8 protein-coding genes are annotated in these 19,095 nt (G+C 70.7%); all 8 read right to left on the bottom strand.

Translation table 11 applies throughout. The features are described 5' to 3' along the window. Positions 1–5: 5 nt before the first annotated feature. The 8 genes from OG710_RS19885 to OG710_RS19850 are packed head-to-tail and all read right to left on the bottom strand — an operon-like array spanning position 6 to position 18,380. Complete coding sequence (locus OG710_RS19885) at positions 6–3,038, bottom strand: amino acid adenylation domain-containing protein (protein ID WP_330240524.1); 3,033 nt, start codon at positions 3,036–3,038, stop codon at positions 6–8. Continuing rightward, positions 3,035–7,954: an amino acid adenylation domain-containing protein gene (locus OG710_RS19880; protein WP_330240523.1), complete on the bottom strand. Its 4,920-nt coding sequence runs from the start codon at positions 7,952–7,954 to the stop codon at positions 3,035–3,037. Before OG710_RS19880 ends, OG710_RS19885 begins: the two co-directional genes overlap by 4 nt. Then, positions 7,951–12,921: an amino acid adenylation domain-containing protein gene (locus OG710_RS19875; RefSeq protein ID WP_330240522.1), complete on the bottom strand. Its 4,971-nt coding sequence runs from the start codon at positions 12,919–12,921 to the stop codon at positions 7,951–7,953. Before OG710_RS19875 ends, OG710_RS19880 begins: the two co-directional genes overlap by 4 nt. Beyond that, the gene (locus OG710_RS19870) at positions 12,912–13,925 is read right to left on the bottom strand and encodes a TauD/TfdA family dioxygenase (protein WP_330240521.1); all 1,014 of its coding nucleotides are present in this window, start codon (positions 13,923–13,925) and stop codon (positions 12,912–12,914) included. The genes OG710_RS19875 and OG710_RS19870 overlap by 10 nt, the downstream gene beginning before the upstream one ends. Next, positions 13,922–14,938, bottom strand: a complete 1,017-nt coding sequence (locus tag OG710_RS19865) for a TauD/TfdA family dioxygenase (RefSeq protein WP_330240520.1) — start codon at positions 14,936–14,938, stop codon at positions 13,922–13,924. Before OG710_RS19865 ends, OG710_RS19870 begins: the two co-directional genes overlap by 4 nt. Positions 14,939–14,942: 4 nt before the next feature. Then, the gene (locus OG710_RS19860; RefSeq protein WP_330240519.1) at positions 14,943–15,746 is read right to left on the bottom strand and encodes a hypothetical protein; all 804 of its coding nucleotides are present in this window, start codon (positions 15,744–15,746) and stop codon (positions 14,943–14,945) included. Then, positions 15,739–18,126: a condensation domain-containing protein gene (locus tag OG710_RS19855; RefSeq protein WP_330240518.1), complete on the bottom strand. Its 2,388-nt coding sequence runs from the start codon at positions 18,124–18,126 to the stop codon at positions 15,739–15,741. The genes OG710_RS19860 and OG710_RS19855 overlap by 8 nt, the downstream gene beginning before the upstream one ends. Continuing rightward, entirely contained in the window at positions 18,123–18,380 is a 258-nt protein-coding gene (locus OG710_RS19850; protein ID WP_330240517.1) for an MbtH family protein, read from the bottom strand. The genes OG710_RS19855 and OG710_RS19850 overlap by 4 nt, the downstream gene beginning before the upstream one ends. Positions 18,381–19,095: the final 715 nt, after the last annotated feature.

The raw sequence follows: 19,095 nt of genomic DNA, 5'->3' as shown, positions 1-19,095 counted from the left end.
GTGGGTCATCGCAGGGCTCCGTAGTCGAAATCGGCTTCGTCGTCGTGGTCCGGGTCCGTGGCGGCCGGCGCGGGCAACACCGGTGCGTGCGGCATCGTGTCGAGCTCCACGACCACGGCCAGCACGGCGTCCAGAAGTCGGGCTGCCGATTCCGACGTGTACAGGTCCATGGCGAACTCGAGGTCGGCGACGAGACGTTCCGGGCGGTCGTGAACCTGGAGATTGAGGTCGAACCGAGGGCTTCCGGTCGGTAGAAACTCCAGGTCGGCGCGGAGATCTCGGGCACGATACGAGTAGACGTCGATGTTCTGCAACGCCAGGAAGACATCGAACAGCGGATTACGCGTCCCCGGCCGTCCGCCGCGTCCGGCGGCCAGATCGTCGAACGCGAACTGCTGGTGGTCCAGGGCGCGGCGGTGCGTGGCGTCGGCCTCGAGAACCAGGTCGGCCAGCCGCATGCCGGGGGTGATGCGCATCGGTACAGGCACGGTCGTGACGAACATGCCGACCGTGTCGGCCAGATCGGGGTGCGACCGCCCGTGCATCGGCACGCCGATCACCAGTCCGTCCCGGGCGCCGGCCCGGGCCAGCGTGATCGCATACGCGGCAAGCAGCACCACGAACGGCGTCGTGCCGTGCGCCCGGGCGGCGCGGGACAGCGGTTCGGCGGCCACCGGGTCGCGGCGGACCCGGCCCCCCGCATCCCCCGGCCGCGGCGGGCGCGGGTGGTCGGTGACGAACGTGCCGGCTCGCGGCATGCCGTCCAGCTCCCGTACCCAGTAACCGTGGTCTCGTGACGCCTCCGCGGCACACCACGCGGCCGCGTCCAGCCAGCGCACCGCGGGGCGGGACTCGGCACCGGTCCCGCCCCCGGGCTCCAGCAGGTCGAGCAGTTGCCGGACGAGTACGCGTACCGAGACGCCGTCGGCGATCACATGGTGCAGGTCGAGGTAGAGGCGGGCGCCGGCGGACCGGGCACGGAGCAGAGGCGCCACCCCCAGATCGAACGGTCTCACGAACCCGGTGGCCTCGATGGCCGGATCACCCGGCGGGACGGTCTCCCACGCGAACTCGGCCTCTTCCATCACCTGCTGACGCAGCCCGGTGCCGTCGACGAAGAGACGGGTGCGCAGCGCATCGTGCCGTCGGACCAGGGTCCGCAGCGCGGTGTGCAGCTTGTCGGGGTTCTGCGGGGCATTGAAGTCGAGCCTGATCGGGATGTTGTAGGCGAGCGAGTCGGGCCGGGCCAGCCACAGCGCGTAGAGGCCGCGCTGACTGGGATGCGGCACGCCGGTCGGACCGGCGCCGGCCGGAATCGCCGGAAGCGCGGGCGGGGCGGTCTCCAGGCGCAGGGCCATCTCACGCAGTGTGCTCGCCTCGTGGACGTCGGCGAACCGCAGGCCGCGCCCCAGCCGCCGGTGGATGAGGTCGAGCAGCCGCGCCAGCTTCAGCGAGTCGCCGCCGAGGTCGAGGAAGCGGCTGTCGGGACCGAGCTCGGAGGTCCGGCAGCCCAACGCCTCGGCCCACAGCCCGTACAGGACGGGAGCATCCTCGTCGGGCGCCTCGCCCATACCCGCCGGCTCGGCCTCGTCCGGCCTGGGCAGCCGGTCGTTGTCCACCTTGCCGGTCGGCCCGAGTGGCAGCTCGTCCAGGACGAGCAGCCGCGCGGGCCTCAGATAGCCCGGCAGCAGGTCCGCCAGCGCCGACCGCAGGGTCCCCGCGCCGGTTCCGTCGGTGACCGCGTACGCCGTCAGCTGCGCGTCTCCTGCGGCGTTCGGCCGGGCCACCGTGTGCGCGTGGCGTACTCCCGGAACGGTGCACAGCACTGCGGTGACCTCGGCGGGCTCCACGAGGTTGCCCATGATCTTGACCTGCTGGTCGACCCGGCCGTGGTAGTGCAGCACGCCCGTCGCGTCACGCGTGACGCGGTCGCCGGTGCGGTAGTGGCCGTCGCGGAAGCGGGCCGCGGTCAGCTCGGGTTCGTCGAGGTAGCCCCGTGCGACTCCGGCACCCGCGACCCACAGTTCGCCCTCGACGCCGTCCGGGACGGGGTCGCCCCGGTCGTCACGGACGGACAGGACGGTGCCCTCGATGGCCCGGCCGATCGGAACCGGAGCACCGACCGGCCTGGTGATGCGGTGCACGGTGGTGAAGGTGGTGTTCTCGGTGGGTCCGTATCCGTTGTAGAGGTGGAGTTCCGGACAGTGCCGCAGTGTGCGGTCCGCGTGTCCGGGCGAAACCACGTCCCCGCCGGTGATCAGGGTCCGCAGCGGGGCGAACATGCCCGGATCGTGCTCCGCCATGCGGTGGAACAGCGGTGCCGTCAGCCAGGCGAACGTGATCTCCTCCCGCCGCAGGAACGCCGCGTACAGGGCCGGGCGGGCCATCGTCTGCGGGTCGGCGATATGCAGCGCCGCGCCGTTGAGCAGCGCGCCCCAGATCTCCAGGGTGGCCGCGTCGAACTCCGGAGCGGCACCGTGCGCGACCCGGTCCTGCGGGCGGAACGCCGCGTAGCGGGCGCCGCAGACCAGCCGGATCACGCCCGCCTGCCCCACAACCACGCCCTTGGGCCGGCCCGTGCTGCCGGAGGTGAACATGACGTAGGCCATCACGTTCTCGTCCGGCGCCGCGGGTTCGGCCCAGGCGGCGCCCTCGTGCAGCACATCCGCCGCCGTGCGGAGTCGTACCCGCGCCGGGAGGGACGACGGGTGGGTTCCCCCGTCCGTGTGCACCACGAGGCGCAGGTCCGCCGTCGCCACCATCCGCCGATACCGGTCCGTCGGCTGCCGCGGGTTGAGCGGTACGTATACGGCGCCGGCCAGCACGGTGCCGACCACCGCCGTGACGAAGGAGACGGACCGCCCTCCCGCGATGCCGACGAGCGCGCCCGTGCGGACCCCCAGGCGCCTCAGCCCTCTCGCGAACGCCTCGGCATCCGCCAGCAGTCGCGCATAGGAGCGGACGTCTCCCCCCTCGGCCAGGGCGACCCGGTCCGGGTGACGGGCGGCCTGCGCCCGGAACCGCTCAGCGATGGTCACCACCCAGCGTCGCCCCCGTCCGCGGAGAGCCGCTCGGCCAGGTCGTCGATGCCTTCCTCACGGGCGCGCCCGCACACCTCGGCGGTGAACTCGGCGAGGGTCGGGTGCTCGAACAGCGCCCGTACCGGCAGTGTCAGGTCCAGCAGGTCGGAGAGGGTCAGGGTGAGATCCATGGCCAGCAGCGAGTGCCCGCCGAGCAGGAAGAAGTCGTCCTGCGGGGCCACGTCTTCCGGCTCCATGTCCAACAGTCGTGCCCACATGCGGCCGATGACGGGCAGCACCACCGTGTCCGGCACCGCGTCCCCGTCGGCGTACGGGGTCTGTACGGCGTCCACACCCCCGGCCGGCCGGGCCGGGGCGAAGTCGGACACCCGCCGCTCGGGGTCCCGCACGGCGTCGGCCAGCACCTGGAGCCACGCCGCGCCGATCGCCTCGACGGTAGCGGCGTCGAAGACGTCGGTCCGGTAGCCGAAGGCGGCCCGCAGCTCTCCGTCGACGTGTTCCACCGACAGGTCCAGGTCGAACTTGGCCGTCGAGTAGGCGGTGTGCAGCTCCTCCACCTTCAGCCCCGGCAGGGCGACTTCGGTACCGGTCTCGTCGTCGAGCGCGAACATCACCTGAAAGAGGGGATGGTGACGGGCGTCGCGGCGCGGGCCGATCTGCTGCACCACCCGGTCGAAGGGCACGTCCTGGTGTTCGTAGGCGCCGAGGGCGGTCTCCCGCACCCGGTCGAGTACCTCGGCGAAGGCCGGGTCCCCGTCGAGGTCGATGCGAAGTCCCACGGTGTTGACGAAGAAGCCGAGCAGCGGCTCCAGTTCCAGCCGGGTGCGGCCGGCGGTGGGTGTACCGATCACCAGGTCGCTCTGACCGGTGCACCGGGCGAGCAGCACGCCGAATGAGGCCAACAGGGTCATGAAGAGCGTCACGCCGTGCGCCCGACTGGTCCCGAGCAGGCCGTGGTGGACATCCGGGGGTACGGGGACGAGGACGCTCGCCCCGTCCACGTCGGTCGTTCCGGCCTTGCGTTCGCGATCCAGCGGCAGGTTCAGCATCTCGGGGGCGCCGGTCAGCCGGTCCTTCCAGTAGGCGAGCTGCCGCAGTCCGTCCGGACCGGCGAGCCAGTCCCGCTGCCACACCGCGAAGTCGGCGTACTGGAGACGCTGTTCCGGCAGGGCCGGCTCGTGATTCTGCACGGCGGCCGCGTAGAACTCGCCGAGCTCCTTGTACAGCACCTCCGACGACCAGCCGTCGGTGACGATGTGGTGCTGGGTCAGCAGGAGGACATGCTCCTCCTCGCCCAGGGTGATCAGCATGGTCCGGATGAGCGGGCCTCGGCCGAGGTCGAACGGCGCCCGCTCGTCGGCCCGGATCAGCATGCCGAGCGCCTCGTCGCGCTGTTGCGCGGGCAGTTGGGAGAGGTCACGGCGCTCCAGCGGGACCCGCAGGTCCTTCGCGATGTTCTGTCGCAGCCCGCCTTCGGCCCAGGAGAAGGTGGTACGCAGGACCTCGTGCCGGGCGACAAGACCCCGCAGCGCCTCCTCCAGCGCATCCGGCCGCAGGGGACCCTCCAGCCGCAGCACGGTGGGCACGTGGTAGCTGACGTCGCCGCCGTTGAGCTGGTCGAGGAACCACAGCTGTTCCTGGGCCGGTGAGGCGGGGATCGGTGCCGCGTCGCGCGGCACGGTGGCAATGGTCCGTTCCAGGACCTGGTCCATGCGGGTGGTCAGCTCCGCCGTCAGCGAGGCCACCGTCGGATACTGGTAGATGGTCCGCAGCGGCACCTCCCGGTGCAGCGAGCGCCGGATCCGCGACGCGACCTGGGTGAGCATGAGCGAACTGCCGCCGAGGGCGAAGAAGTTGTCGTGGCGCCCGACACGGTCGACCTTCAGCACCTCCGCCCAGATCTCCGCGAGACGACGCTCGGCCGGTGTCCGCGGCGGCGCGTAGTGGGCCCCGGCACCGTCCGCCGAGGACGGCGCCGGCAGCGCACGCCGGTTGATCTTCCCGTTCGCGTTGAGCGGGAGCGTATCCAGGACCATGATCACCGATGGGATCATGTACGCGGGCAGCCACTTGGTCAGGTAGGCCGTGAGGTCGACCTCGGGCTCGCCTTCCAGCAGCGTCGCGTAGCCCACGAGTCGCACGTCGCCGCCGGACGCCGTGTGGACCACCACCACGGCGTTGTCCACCGCCGGGTGTCCGCGAAGCGCCGACTCGATCTCACCGAGCTCGATCCGGAAACCGTTCACCTTCACCTGGTTGTCGATCCGGCCCAGGATCTCCAGCACCCCGTCCGGGCGGAACTTCGCCAGGTCACCGGAGCGGTACAGGCGGGCTCCCGGAACGGCGGAGAAGGGGTCCGGAAGGTAGCGGCTCGCGGTCCGGCGGCCGTCCCGGTGATATCCTCGACCGACACCCACCCCGCCCACGAACAGCTCGCCCGGCACGCCGCAGGGCTGCGGCTGCATCCACTCGTTGAGCACGTAGAGCTGGGTGTTCGAGACAGGCCGGCCGATCGGCACGATGCCGTCCTCACTCGTCGGCCCCTCGTGCCGGGCGAGCGTGGCGTTGTCGATGGCCGTCTCGCTGAGTCCGTACGCGGCCACGATCTGGGTGTCGTCCCGGCACAGGTCACATATCCGCAGGTAGTCCCGCGAGTACCAGATGTCGCTGCCCGCGACCAGCAGATCGAGGAAGTCCAGCCGCCGGCCCGCCTCCTGGAGGTGATCGGCCAGTGCCGCGAGGATGGGCGTGATGAACTCGGCGCTGTTGACCTCCTCGCGCACCATCAGGGCGTAGAGGTCCGGCGGCGACATCACCGTGTCATGGGGGACGATCACCAGCTTGGCCCCGCTGAACAGGGCGCGGGCAGCGTCCGCGATGAAGATGTCGAAGGCGAAGCTGGTCATCTGCAGATGCGAGCGCATAGGCGTGTCCCGCAAGTACGTGTGCTCCCAGAAGCGGAAGTAGTTCGCGTAGTTGCGGTGCGTGACCATCGCGCACTTGGGGGTGCCGGTCGATCCGGAGGTGTAGAACATGCACGAGAGCTGGTCCGGGTCGATGCCGGCCTCGGGAGCAGTGCCCGGCATCGTCTCCAGGGTCGTTCGCTCCTCGTCGAGCAGCAGCGCACCGGCCAGTGCGGGGATCTCGCGGACCGTGGCGGCGGTACTCACCACGACCGGCACGGCGGCGTGGCCGAGCATGTAGTCCAGCCGGTCGCTCGGGTAGTCCGGGTCCAGCGGTACGTAGACACCGCCGGACTTCAGCACGGCCAGGAAGGCGACGACGACGTCCACTCCGCGTTCCATGCACACACCGACCGGCGTCTCCGTCCGCACCCCCCGGTCGCGCAGCAGGTGCGCCAGCTGGTTGGCCCTGCGGTCCAGCTCGGCGTAGGTGAGACGGTCGGCTCCCTTGACCACGGCGAGCGCGTCGGGCGTACGTGCCACCTGTGCGTCGAACAGCTCCGGCATGGTCAGCAGGTCGCCGATCTCGAGGCCGGTGTCGTTCCACGTGACGAGCTGGCGTTCCCGCTCGTCCGCGGTCAGCATCGGCAGCGCGGCGACCGGGGCGTCCGGATCGTCGAGCAGTGCTCCGAGCAGTTGGACCCAGTGGCCCGCGACCCGCTGCGCCGTCTCCGCGGTGAACAGGTCCGTGGCGTACTCGATCTCGCCGCGGAACACCTCGCCCTGCTGGACGAGGTCGAGGCTGAGGTCGAACTTCGCGGACACCTGGGTGTCGGCGACGGTGTCGACGGTGATGCCCGGCAGCTTCAGCTCGCCGGTCAGCTCGGTGGTCTGCAACCCGAAGCTGGCCTGGACCAGCGGGGAGTAGCTCGGGTCCCGTTCGGCCTGCACCGCCTGCACGACCTCGTCGAACTGCACGTCCATGTGGTCGAAGGCGTCGTAGACCGCGTCCGCGGTCGCCGCGACCAGGTCGTGGAAGCCCAGGCGCGGGGCGACGTCCACCCGGATCACCAGGGTGTTGACGAAGCAGCCGATCAGATCGTCGAGATCGGGTGCGGGGCGACGGACCACCGGAATGCCGACGGCCAGGTCCCGTTCGCCGGTGTACCGGCCGAGGAGCGCGAAGAACGCGGAGAGGAAGACCACGAACGGGGTCACGCCGGCCTTGCGGCCGAACTCCTCCACTCGGCGGACGGAGTCCGTGCCCACCTCGAACCCGACGACCGATCCCTCGTGGCTCGCTACCGCCGGACGGGAGTGGTCGGCGGGCAGTTGAAGCGTCGGGGGGAGCGGTGCCAGTCGCTCCCGCCAGAAGCGCAGCTGCTCGCCGGACTCATCCGTCGCCCTGGAGCGCTCGGCGAAGTCCGCGTACTGAAGCGGTAGTTCGGGCAGGTCGGGGACCCGGCCCTCGATGTGCGCGGAGTACAGCTCACCCAGTTCGGCGAGGAGAACGGCTGCGGACGAGCCGTCGAAGACGATGTGGTGAAAGGTCAGCGCCAGCACGTGCTCCTCGGCGGCACAACGCACCACGGCCGCCCGCAGCGGCGCCTCCTCGGCCAGTTCGAACGGCGCGTGGGTCTCCCCGTCGAGCACCTCGCGCAGTCGCTCCTCCTGGTCCGCATCGGCGGCGATGTCGTGCACGGGGAGCGGGAGATGGGCGCCTTCGGTGACCACCTGGACCGGCACGCCGGCGCGGTCCGGGAATCTGGTGCGCAGAATGTCGTGCCGGGCGACGATGTCGCGCAGGCCGCGTTGCAGCACACCGACGTCGAGCGGCCCGCGCAGCCGCAGCAGCAGCGGGATGTTGTAGAGCGAGCTGTCCGGGTGCAGGCGGTGCATCAGCCACAGGTGCTGCTGCGCCGCCGAGAGCGGCCGGTCCTGTCCGGACGGCGGGGCGGTCGGCGCGGTGTCGGCCGGCCGCTGCCGCCTCCTGCGCGGAACGATGCTCATCGGGGGCCCTCCACGGTGTGCGACAGCGCGATCGTCGCGTCGAGCTCCGCGCGCAGTGTGCCGGCGTAGGCGTCGAGCCGGTCCGCGCGGACCAGGTCGGGGTCGTACTGGATGGTCACGCGCAGCCGGTCGCCGGCGATCTCGGCATGGGTGGCACACGCGAAGCCGACGTCGATGACATGGTCGCGTTCCCCGATCACCCGCGTGCCGTCCGGGGTGCCGGACGGCTCGAACTGGACGAAGTTGAAGAACGTGTCGAACAGCGGCGCACCGGTGCCGCAGCGCTGGATGTCCACCAGCGGCAGGGCGTGGTGGCCGATCAGGGACTGCTCGGCGCGCCACAGCCTCGCCGGCTCGTCGGCGGCCGTCGCCGCGACCGGCACGGTGTTCAGGAACAGGCCCAGTGTCCGGTCTCCGCCCTCCTCGCCGACGCGCCCGTTCATCACCAGTCCGGTCACCACGTTCGTACGGGCGGTGGCCATGGCCAGTGCGCGCACATGTGCGGTGAGGAGCAGCGACTTGACCGGTACGCGGGCCGCACTGGCGGCGCGTGCGAATTGTTCCGCGGGCACGTCGTCGTAGTCGATGACCAGCGCCCGGCTCATGCGCGGGCGGCCCGCGTCCGCCAGCAGCAGGGGCTCCATGTCCGCCACCGCCTCGCGCCAGAACCGGCGAGCGGCCTCGTCGGACTGGGCGGCGAGCTCCGCTTCGACGAAGCGGCGGTAGGGCTGCGCCGGCGGCGGTGTCACCTGCCGGCCGAGTCGGCAGCGGTCGTACTCGGCGAGCAGTTCCTCGGTCATCAGCTGGAGGCTCAGCCCGTCGAGCACGCCGTGGAAGTGGGTCTGGATCAGCTCGAAGGTGTCCGGGCCGGTCCGCAGCGCGGTCAGCCGCAGCATCGGTGCACGCCAGTCGAAGTGCGCGGCCTCCTCGGCCGCTACGAGAGCCGTGATCCGGTCGTCGCGCCCGGCCTCGGTCAGGCCGGTCAGGTCCTCGGTCCGGCAAGGGATCTCGACGTGTTCGTGCACCAGTTGCATCGGCGTCCGGTACTCGGCGAGGTCGAAGGAGGTCCGCAGCACCTCGTGGCGGGCGGCGATCCTGGCCGCGGCCGTCCGCAGTGCTTCCGGGGCCCATTCACCCCGCACCGTGACCACGGTGACGACGTGGTAGCCGCCGCTGTCCGGATAGGTCTCGGCGTGGAACACCATGGCGAGCTGGAGGGCGGTCATCGGGTACGCGTCCACGACGCCGTCCGGCAGCCGCTCGCGATCGGCCGGGTCGATCAGGTCGTAGGCGGTGTGCTCGGGGACGGCCGGCTCGGCGGCGGGCTCCTGGCCGGCGATCTCGGCGGCCAGCGCCCGGATCGTCACGGCGCGGAAGACCGTACGGAGGGGGAATCGCAGCCCGGCGCGCCCGGCGACGGCTCGCAGTCGAATGGCGCGGATCGAGTCTCCGCCCAGGGCGAAGAAGTCGTCGTCGATACCGATCCCGGTGCGTCCGAGCACCTCCTCCCAGACCGCGAGGAGCGCGCGTTCGGTGGCGGTGGTCGGAGCCGTGACGACCCGGTCCTGTCGTCCCGGTACGGGCAGCGCGTTGCGATCGATCTTGCCGTTCGCGGTCAGCGGCAGTTCGTCCAGGAACACGATGTCGGCCGGGACGAAGGGCTCCGGCAGCCGCTGGGCGACCCACTGCCGGAGCAGCGCGGCGTCGGGCACGGCCAGGGGCGGTTCGGCGACCGCCCGGGTGTCCTCGCGGTAGCGCGGACGGACCGCGTAGACGGCGTACCGGTCGGTGCCGGCCAGCAGTTCGTCCTGTTCGGTGACCACGTCGAAGCCATGGGAGCGCAGGTACTCCTCAATCTGCGCGACCCGGCCGTCCGGCTCGCGTCCGGTGTCGTCGTGGACCTCCAGCGCGACCTGCTCCACACGCGCGAGGTCCGCCGCGTCGATGCCGCGCAGGACGTCGAACTCGGCCCGCTGCACATCGATCTTGAGCAGGTCGACGCGGGTCACGTCGGTCTCGGCGAGGACATCGGACAGGCGGCGCAGGGTGACCTGCGCGGTTTCCGGGGCGAACCGGTCGGCCAGCACGTCCGACACCTCGCCGAACAGGGCCTCGTCCCGCCGGTTGGTGAGGAACCGCCGGACCACGGAGATCTCCGCAGCCGGGTCGGCGTAGGCGGCCAGTCCGGACATCATCGAGTAGCCGGGGTACACGGTGAACGACGCGGAGCCCGCCTCGTCGGAGAGGCCGACGGGGAACAGCTCGACCCGGCTCCGGCTGCCCTGGAGGTTCTTCTCCAGCAGTGCGAACGGCTCGGGCAGCGGTTCGAAGGCGAGGATCCGAACGCCCGGGCAGGTGGCGTCGACGAAGCGGGCGAACATACCGATATTGGCGCCCACGTCCAGCACGACCGCGCCCTCGCGGAGCGTGATTCCCCCGCGCAGATAGGTGCGCTGGACGAAGATCTCGTCGAAGAGGTACCGGGTCTCGTGCGGATTCACACCGGCGATGCCGTCCAGCAGGCCGGCGGTCGCCTCGGGCCGCGGCACCACGAAGGCGGCGAGCCGGTCCGAGGCCGTTGCCGAGCCCGGCGTCGCCGGCCGCCGACCGACGTAGGCGTTGGCCAGAGCCGGATGGGAACGGAGTACCGCAGTCACTTCGCCCGGTTCCAGACGGTGGCCGTTGATCTTGACCTGGTCGTCCAGCCTGCCCAGGCAGTCGAGGCGTCCGTCGTCGAGGAACCGGACCCGGTCCCCGGTCCGGTACGCGCGGACTCCCTCGACCTCGGTGAAGCGTGCGGCGGTGGCCTCCTCGTCGGCCCAGTATCCGCGGGCCACCTGGGGTCCGGCCACTACGAGTTCACCCTCGCAACCGGGCGGCACCGGCCGCCCCGCGGGGTCCATGACGTGGACCCGCAGACCCGGCAGCGGCCGGCCGATGGAGGGGGTGTCCGCCCCTTCCACAGAGGCCCACGTGGTGTCCACCGTGCATTCGGTGGGTCCGTACAGGTTCACCGCGCGCACCCCGTCGAGTCCGGCGATCTCCTGCCAGAGCGTCTCGTCAACCGGTTCCCCGCCGACCAGCAGCAGCTCCGGCAGGCGCTGGCCGGGCTCCCGGCCGTCCAGGATCAGACGCAGATGGGACGGGGTGCAGTCCAGTACGCCGACCCGGTGCTCCGCGAGCCGGTTCAGCAGGGCGGGGACGTCCCGGCGGGTCTCCTCGTCGACCAGGCACAGGGTGCGGCCGGCGGCGAGTTGCAGGAGTTGCTTGACCGAGGCGTCGAATCCGAGCGACGCGTTGACCGCGACCCGCAGTCCCTCCGGCGCGTCGGCGTACACGGTCCGCTGGAGAGCCGTGTACAGGCATGCCGCGTTGCGGTGCTCCACCACAACCGGCCGCGCCGCCCCGGTGGAGCCGGACGTGAAGATGATGTACGCGGCGTCCTGCGGATCGACCCGGACCCGCTCGTGGCACGCTGCCGGCTCGGAACCGTCGAGCGGCAGCGTGGGCAGGTGCGCGGCGAGAGCGGTCAGTGCCGCCCCGTCGGGCGCGCCGGTCACCAGCGCGGCGTCGACCGACCGCGCCTGAGCGACAAGCCACGCGGTGGGGTGGGCCGGGTCGAGGGGGACGTAGACCCCACCGGCACGCAGCACGCCGACAAAGGCCGCGACCGTCGACGCGGACCGCTCGCCGAGCACGGCCACGCGGTCTCCGGGGCGGACACCACGTTCGCGCAGCCGGCCGGCTATCGCGTCCGCTGCGCGGTCGAGTTCGCCGAAGGAGAGGGTGGCGTCGGGTGCGATCACCGCGGCGCCGCCTTCCGGCGCGGCGGCGAACGCCTCGTCGAGCAGCGTCACCAGGGTCTGCTCGGCATATGCCCCAGCCTGTCCGGCCCAGCGGTCCAGCACCTGCTTCTCAGTGGGCCCGGCACCGCCGCCGGCCAACTCGGCCACCACGGATTCGAGCAGCATCCGCCCGGCCACCGGACCGGTGTCCGAGTCGCTGTGCAGCGTCAGGCACAGCCGCCCGTCGCCGACGACACACTCCAGGTGCAGGCCGGTTTCGGGCACCGGCCCGTGCACCGACACGGGCTCGGCTCCCAGCGCGGTGAGCGCTTCGGTGCGCGACGAGGAATACATGACGAATCCGGCGGCAGCGGGCCGGTCCAGGGGCGTGACCCGCAGGCTGCGGGCCCGGGCCTCGGCGAGCGAGGTCCCGAGCGCCGTGTCGTCGGCCCCGCGGTGGAGGTCGACCGCGACGAAGCAGCCGAGCGGGCCGATGACTCCGGTCGTTCCGTCGGGATGACGTCCGGAGTCGTACCAGGCGATGGTGACCGACTCCGCCTCCTCGTCGAGATAGCGGCCGAGCGCCCGCAGCCAGGCGCCGAGCACCCGCGGCTCGGGGTCGCCCTCCGAGTCCGGCAGCGGGCACTCGACCGTCTGATCCGTGGGCCCGGTGCCCTGATGGGGCAGTACCACCGAGGTGACCGCACCGGGCTCCGCGGGCACATCGCCGGAGGACTCGTCGGCCTGCCACTCGACGACGTCCAGGAACTGGATGCGGTCGGGGTCCTCGGCCGGCGGGGTGCCGAGGTAGTACGCCGCGAACTCCTCCAGGAGCAGGGCCAGGCTCTCCCGGTCGGCCAGGAGCACCGACGCGTCGACGGTCAGCAGGTCCGCCGCGAGGGTGACGGTGACCGGCGCCTCGCCGGCGTCCTCCTCGGGGGCGCGCAGGTGCGGCACGGCTTCCTCGTCGACGACCTGGATGGGCATGCCGGTGCCGGTCAGGTCGCCGACGCGCAGCCGCAGCGCCTCATGCCGGGCGACCACGGCCGCCAGCGCCCGTTCGGCCCGGGCCCGGTCGAGGGGCGCCGCGGTCCGCAGCCGGGCGGTGACGCGGTCGTCCTGGGCGTGGGACCAGTGCCACCGCTGCTGGGTCGAGAGCCGGTAGCTTTCGGTTACGGACATGGAAGAGCTCGATTCACATAAAGGTCCGACATGGCGACAAGGGTCCGACGCTCGCCCGTGAACGGCTCGCGGCCGTGCGTCGCAAGGAAGTTGTCCACCATCAGGACGTCGCCGCGCTGCCAGGGAAAGGAGACCGCCGTCTCCTCGTAAAGGTTTCTGATCAGATCGACGACGTCTGTCTCGATCGGTGATCCGTCGCCGTAGTAGGCGTTGCGGGGCAGCCCCTCCAGGCCGAATTCACCGATGAGGGTCTGCGCCACCTCGGCCGGCATGTTGGACACGTGGAACAGGTGCGTGTGGTTGAACCACACCCGCTCCCCGGTACGGGGGTGCCGGGCCATCGCCTGGCGTACGGCGCGGGTCCGCAGCCCGTTGCCGCCGGTCCACCGGAACTCGGTGTTCGACGCGCGGCAGTAGGCCTCCGCCTCGGAGCGGTCCGTGGTCTGGAACACCTCCTGCCAGGGCAGGTCGAGATCCTCGCCGTAGTTGCGCACGTACATCACGCCGTGTCTCAGGAACCGCTCGCGGATCTCCGCGGGCAGTCGTGGGGTGAACCGGCGTTCGCTGGCCAGGGGGGTCTCGCCGCCGGTCTCCGCCGGCAGGTCACAGTAGAAGTACAGCCTGCTGGGCCAGTTGTGCGCGTACGACATCTCGTGGTGCAGCGGGATGACCTGGTCGGAGGCGAACTCCGTGGAGGTGAAGACCTTGTCGGCGACCTCTCCGCGCGGCGCCGCTCGCTCCAGGTAGCCGAGCAGGTCGGGGCTGATCCCTCGCACCGCGGCCCCGAAGGATTCGGCGTCATGCACCGAGAATCCCCGCAGGAGAACGGCGCCGTACCGGTCGAGGTCGGCCAGCAGCTCCTCGCGGTGGGCCGCCACGTACGAGGCGAGCGGAGCCCCGTCGTCGCTCCGCAGCACCAGACAGAAATCGTCATCGACGAACGAGCGCCGCACCGGCTGGGCACCACCGGTGCGCGGACGCCGCCGCACGGGTCCGGCGGTCACCGGTCCGCTCCGGACGCCGCCGTAACCGACGACCAGCGGTCGGCCATGGCTGTCAGGATTCGCCGCGGACCGTCGAATGGCTCTCGCGCGTGCGCGACGAGCATGTTCTCGACGAGCAGCACATCGCCCCGCTCCCAGTCGAATCCCACGGTTTCGGCACGGTATGCCTCCTGGATCTCGGCGATGGTGTCGGCCGGGATGGCGCTGCCGTCGCCGAAGTACGTGTGGTACGGCAGGTTGTCCTCGCCCACTGCGGCGAGTAGCCCGTCCCCGACCTCACTGGCGAGCGTGGCGTTGTTGAAAAACAGGGCGTGGTTGAACCAGGTTTCCTCGCCGGTGCCCGGATGACGGCGGATCGCCGGCCTGACCTGCCAGGTCCGCAGCTGCTCACCGTCGGCCCAGGCGCAGGAGATGTCGTGCTGCGCGCAGTACGACTCCACCTCTGCGCGGCTGCTGGTCTGGAAAGCCTCCTGCCAGGGCAGGCTGATGCCCGGCAGGTAGTTACGGACGTAGCGCACGCCGAGCTCCCCGAATCGCGCGACCGTCGGGGCGCTGAGTCGGGCCAGGACTCGACGGCTGTCGGCAAGCGGCGTGCGGCCACCGGTGGTGGCGGGCTGCTGGCAGCAGAACACGATCCGCAGCGGCCAGTCCAGCGTGTACGACTGCTCGTTGTGCAGAGCGATGTGCTGGTCCGCAGGGTGGTCGGTGGAGGTGTAGATCCCCTGAGTGATCTCGTGCCGGGGTGAGGACCGCTCCCCGTAGTCCAGTACGTCACGGGCGAGTCCGGCCATGGCGCTGCGGAACATCTCGGGTGAGTCGATGCCGAAGCCCCTGAAGAGCACTGCCCCACTGCTGTGGGCGAGTTCGGTGACGGTGTCCGGGTTCTGCGAGAGCCAGGAGACGAGATCGGCCGCGCCCGTGCCACGGATCAGGGCGGGCAGCCCGGGTTCCTGCCGACCGGGATTGACCGTGACCGTGTTCCTGTGGGCACTGCGGCGAGATGGCGCGGTCATATTTTCACTCCACAGCAGAAGAGAGGGTGCGCGGACTACCGGTCGGGGGACCTGGGGCGGGGCCCAGGAGATCCGTCACCAGTGCACGTGTACGCGGATCGGCGAGCAGCTCCACTCGGCCGCAGTCGACGGCACGCACGTCGAGGGAGCGCGCGTCGATCCAGTCATCGCTCACCGACTGGTCCGACGACCGGACATGCGTGACGGAGCCCGCGCCCGGCGCCAGGGGCAGGACGCGGAAGCCGGCCACGAGGTAGGCGATCCAGTCGAGATAGAAGCCGGACATCCGAGTCGCGACCGCCACCGCCTCGTCCTCGTCGAGGCCGTCCTCCTCGAAGACATCGGCTCCCAGGCGTATCACCCGCTCGGTCAGCAGTTCCATGGCCCGCTCCGGGCGGTCCCGCAGCCCCTCGTCCGTGAGCGCCGCCCCGAGCTCGCCGTCGAAGTCCTCCGCGGGCCTGCCGGTGAGCTGGCGCACGATGACCCGTGCCGTGCTGCGGATCTCCGCCCCGCTGCCCGGGTCCCCGTCGAAGAGCACGGTCGGGAGCGGGGAGTCCGCACCGCCCAACCGCACCGCCAGCGCGCACGCCAGCGGGGCCGCCGCGCAGTAGGCGAGAACGGCGCGGACCTGCCTGCCTTCGCAGCGCTCCGCCAGGTGCGTCACGTAGTGCGACGGGTCGAGGGCCCGGCTGAACGGCTCGCTCAGCGGGTAGAGCACGTCCCAGCCCCGGTCCTCCAGACGCAGGTCGGACAGTGCCGCCTCGGCACGCCGGCCCGGAAAGTCGAGCGCCACCAGGGTTTCAGCCATGGTCTTCCGCCTCCCGGAGCAGCCGGGCCAGGGTCGGGGCCAGCTCCGGTCCGCGCATGATGCCGTAGTGGTCGCCCTCGAGCGCGATGGTGCGCACCGGCCGCGTGGTCACCTCGCCCCAGCCGTGGTCGTCCCGGTCCCGCGACTCGTCCTCGGCCTGGAGCACGACGACCCGTCCCGGATACCGGCCGGTGACGGTGAAGGTCCGCAGGGCATGCAGATTGGTCCGGAACCGGTCGAGCAGCGTCTTGACCAGCTCGGCGTCGCCCGGTGTTTCGAGCAGTCCGCGCTCCCGGGCACGCTGCCACATCTGTTCCCGGGTGGTGAGGGAGGCACCGAGGTCCGTGCCGACGGCCGCCCCCCAGTCCGCGGCGAACCAGGTGACGATCTCGGTTTCCGTGGGCGGCTCCGCGTCCGGCCCGGGCAGATAGCTGTCGATCATCAGCACCGGGAGGGCACGGCCGGTTCGCTGCTCGAAGCGGCGTGCCATCTCGAAGGCCACGACCCCGCCCATCGACCAGCCGCCGATGGCCAGGGGAGGCTGCGTGGTCGACTCCATGGCCGCCAGATACGTGTCGGCCATCTCCTCGATCGTGCCGTGCCCCACGGATTCGAGCGCATAGACGGGGCATCCCAGCTCGCGGGCCAGACCGGCGTAACAGCCCACTCCGCCGCCCACCGGGTGTATCAGGAAGAACGCCGGCCCGGATCCCTCCGCCATCGGCAGGAGTTCGGCCTCGGTCGTGGTGGTCAGCGCACGGTCGACCGCACGGCCGAGCCTGTACAGGGTGCGGGCTTCGAAGAGCGCCGAAGCCGGAAGGTCCACGCCGTACTGGAGACGGACCCGGTTGAGCAGCCTGATACCGAGGAACGAGTGCCCGCCCAGCAGGAAGAAGTCGTCGCCGCGGCGCACCTGCCGGACGTCCAGAAGCTGCCGCCAGAGCTCGGCGAGGTACTGCTCGGTAGGGGTGGCCGGCGCTTCGTCGGCGGGCTCGGGGGCCGAGGGGGAGTCGACGGCGTCGGGCACGGCCGCCACGCGGTCCACGGGCGGTACGCTCAGTGTGTGGCCACTGAGTGGCCGGTCCGGGTCGGCGAGCACGGCGGCGAGCAGACCGAGGAAGTCGTCGGCGAGACGGCGCACCGTTTCGTCGTCGAACAGCTCGGTGGCGTACTCGATGCTGAGGACCATGCCGTCGGCGTCCTCCCACGTGGTGACGAGCCAGTCGAACTTGGCGCTGTCGGTGCGCTCGTCCACCTCGGTCACGCACAGGCCGGGCGGTGCCTCCCCCTCGGCGGTGATGTCGCCCTGGTGCACGTAGACCATCTGGTACAGCGGCGACCAGATGGGTGATCGGGGCGGGTTGACCGCCTCCACCACGCGGTCGAACGGCAGCTCGAAGTGGTCGAATACGTCCAGGACGTGATCCCGCGTCCGGCTGAGGTGCGTACGGAACGACGGATCGTCCGACAGGTCGGCTCGCGTGGCGACCGTGTTGACGAAACAGCCGATGACCTCCCGCAGTTCGGGCCGGAGACGGCCGGACAGGGGTGAACCGATCACCACGTCCTCCTGCTGTGCCACCCGGCACACGAAGCCCTGCAAAGCCGCCAGTACGACCATGTAGAAGGTGGCGTTCTCCGCCTCCGCCATCTCGTCGACGGCACGCCGGATCGGCTCGGGCATCCTCAGCCGGAGCTCCCGCCCGGCCTTGGTCGGATGAGCCGGCCGCGGCCGGTCGGCAGGCAGCGTGGTCAGTACCGGGCAGCCCTTGAGCGTGTCGGTCCACCACTGGACCTGCCGGTCCAGGACACCGTCAGCCAGTCGCTCCTGCTGCCAGATCGCGTAGTCCGCGTACTGAACGGCAGGTTCGTCGAGCGGCTCCCCTCCGTACGCCCGCCAGAGTTCGCGCCAGAAGACCCGTGCCGATCCTCCATCGAAGACAGCGTGGTGGAAACAGAGGTGGAGAATGTGGTCATCGCTGCCCTGCCGGTCGATCCGGGCGCGGACGAGAGGTCCGGCACTCAGATCGAACGGGGTCTCGGCACGCCCGTCCCAGGTCTCGTCGAACAACACGATCTCGTCGAGCTGCCGGACGCGCTGCCGGACTTCGCTCCCGCCCGCGGCCTCCGTCTCGGTGAAGACGGAGCGCAGGACCTTGTGCCGGTCGACCACCTCCGCCAAAGCCCGCTTCATGGCCGGCACGTCCAACTCGCCGGTGATGCGGACCGTCAGCCCGATGTTGTACGTGCCGGGCCGTCCGGTCCGTTCCATGAACCACATCGCGCGCTGCTGCTCGGAAACCGGGGCCTCAACGATCGAATCGTGGTGCGCGATGGCCAGACGGCGAGCGCGGGGCCGGTGCGGGGCTCCGGTGCTCACTCCGCTACCCGCTCACGAAGGCTCAGCGGGCGCATGTCCGTCCATACACGCTCGATGTAGGCAAGGCAGTCCTCCTCGGACCGGGCGGGGCCATCGGAGCGCCAACCGGCCGGGATGGTGATGCCGACCGGCCAGATGGAATATTGCTTTGCGCTGTTGATGACCACCTGATAAAGGACGGATCGCGAATCGGCCGACACCCGAATCCCTTCCACGCAAATTTGACGAAAATAGCATCCGAACAGCGTGTGCACACGCCACGTACACGGCGGCGCCCCGCAGTTTCTACGTCAAGCAGGGGGTGGGTCAAAAGGTGCCGATGCCCCGACCACCAGGTCTCGCTTCCCTGGTCACCGCGCCCAGCATGGCAGCGGTCGGCACGCCTGAATAACCGTGCGAAAGGAGCCCACTTCACACAACACGGGCACTTGCCACAGAATCAAGCGCCTGTCCCCCATTGTTGATGCAGACTGACTGGCTCAGTGGTACGGATCGTCACCCTGGTTTGACGAACGCCTAGTTGATGACGTCATGAAATCTAAGTGGCCGCCTCAAGCCCCGTCAAGCCATCAAGTGCTGCGACCAAGGATCTTGTGACAGGTCTCCGGCTGTATCGCTGACCGGGCATGATTCTTGGTGTGACGGCTTATCCGATAGCCGAGCGAATCGCCGAACTGTCCGTGTTGACCCACTCATTGGGGTAATTGTGCAACCAGACGGAACCGAAGACGGTGGTCGCTCGGCCCATCGGGGGGCTGCCGGCGGAGTGGTCCGTGCGCGCAGGTGCGGACCTGATGCAGTGGCCGCTTGAACGGAGAGCGAATGCGCTGCGGGATGCGGTGCACGGGTACGTCGCGGACCATCTCGGAGGCCCGACGAGATCGCCTCCACCACCAGGAGCGGTGGCGACTTCCCCAGGGGTGGGCGGACTCGAATGGACGTCGGGCCCATGGTGGGCCGATTCTCCAG

The sequence above is a fragment of the Streptomyces sp. NBC_00525 genome (assembly GCF_036346595.1).
In the GTDB taxonomy this organism is placed as follows: Bacteria; Actinomycetota; Actinomycetes; order Streptomycetales; family Streptomycetaceae; genus Streptomyces.
The sequence above is the reverse complement of the archived record's forward strand: the minus strand, read 5'-3'. Positions and strand labels throughout refer to the sequence as shown.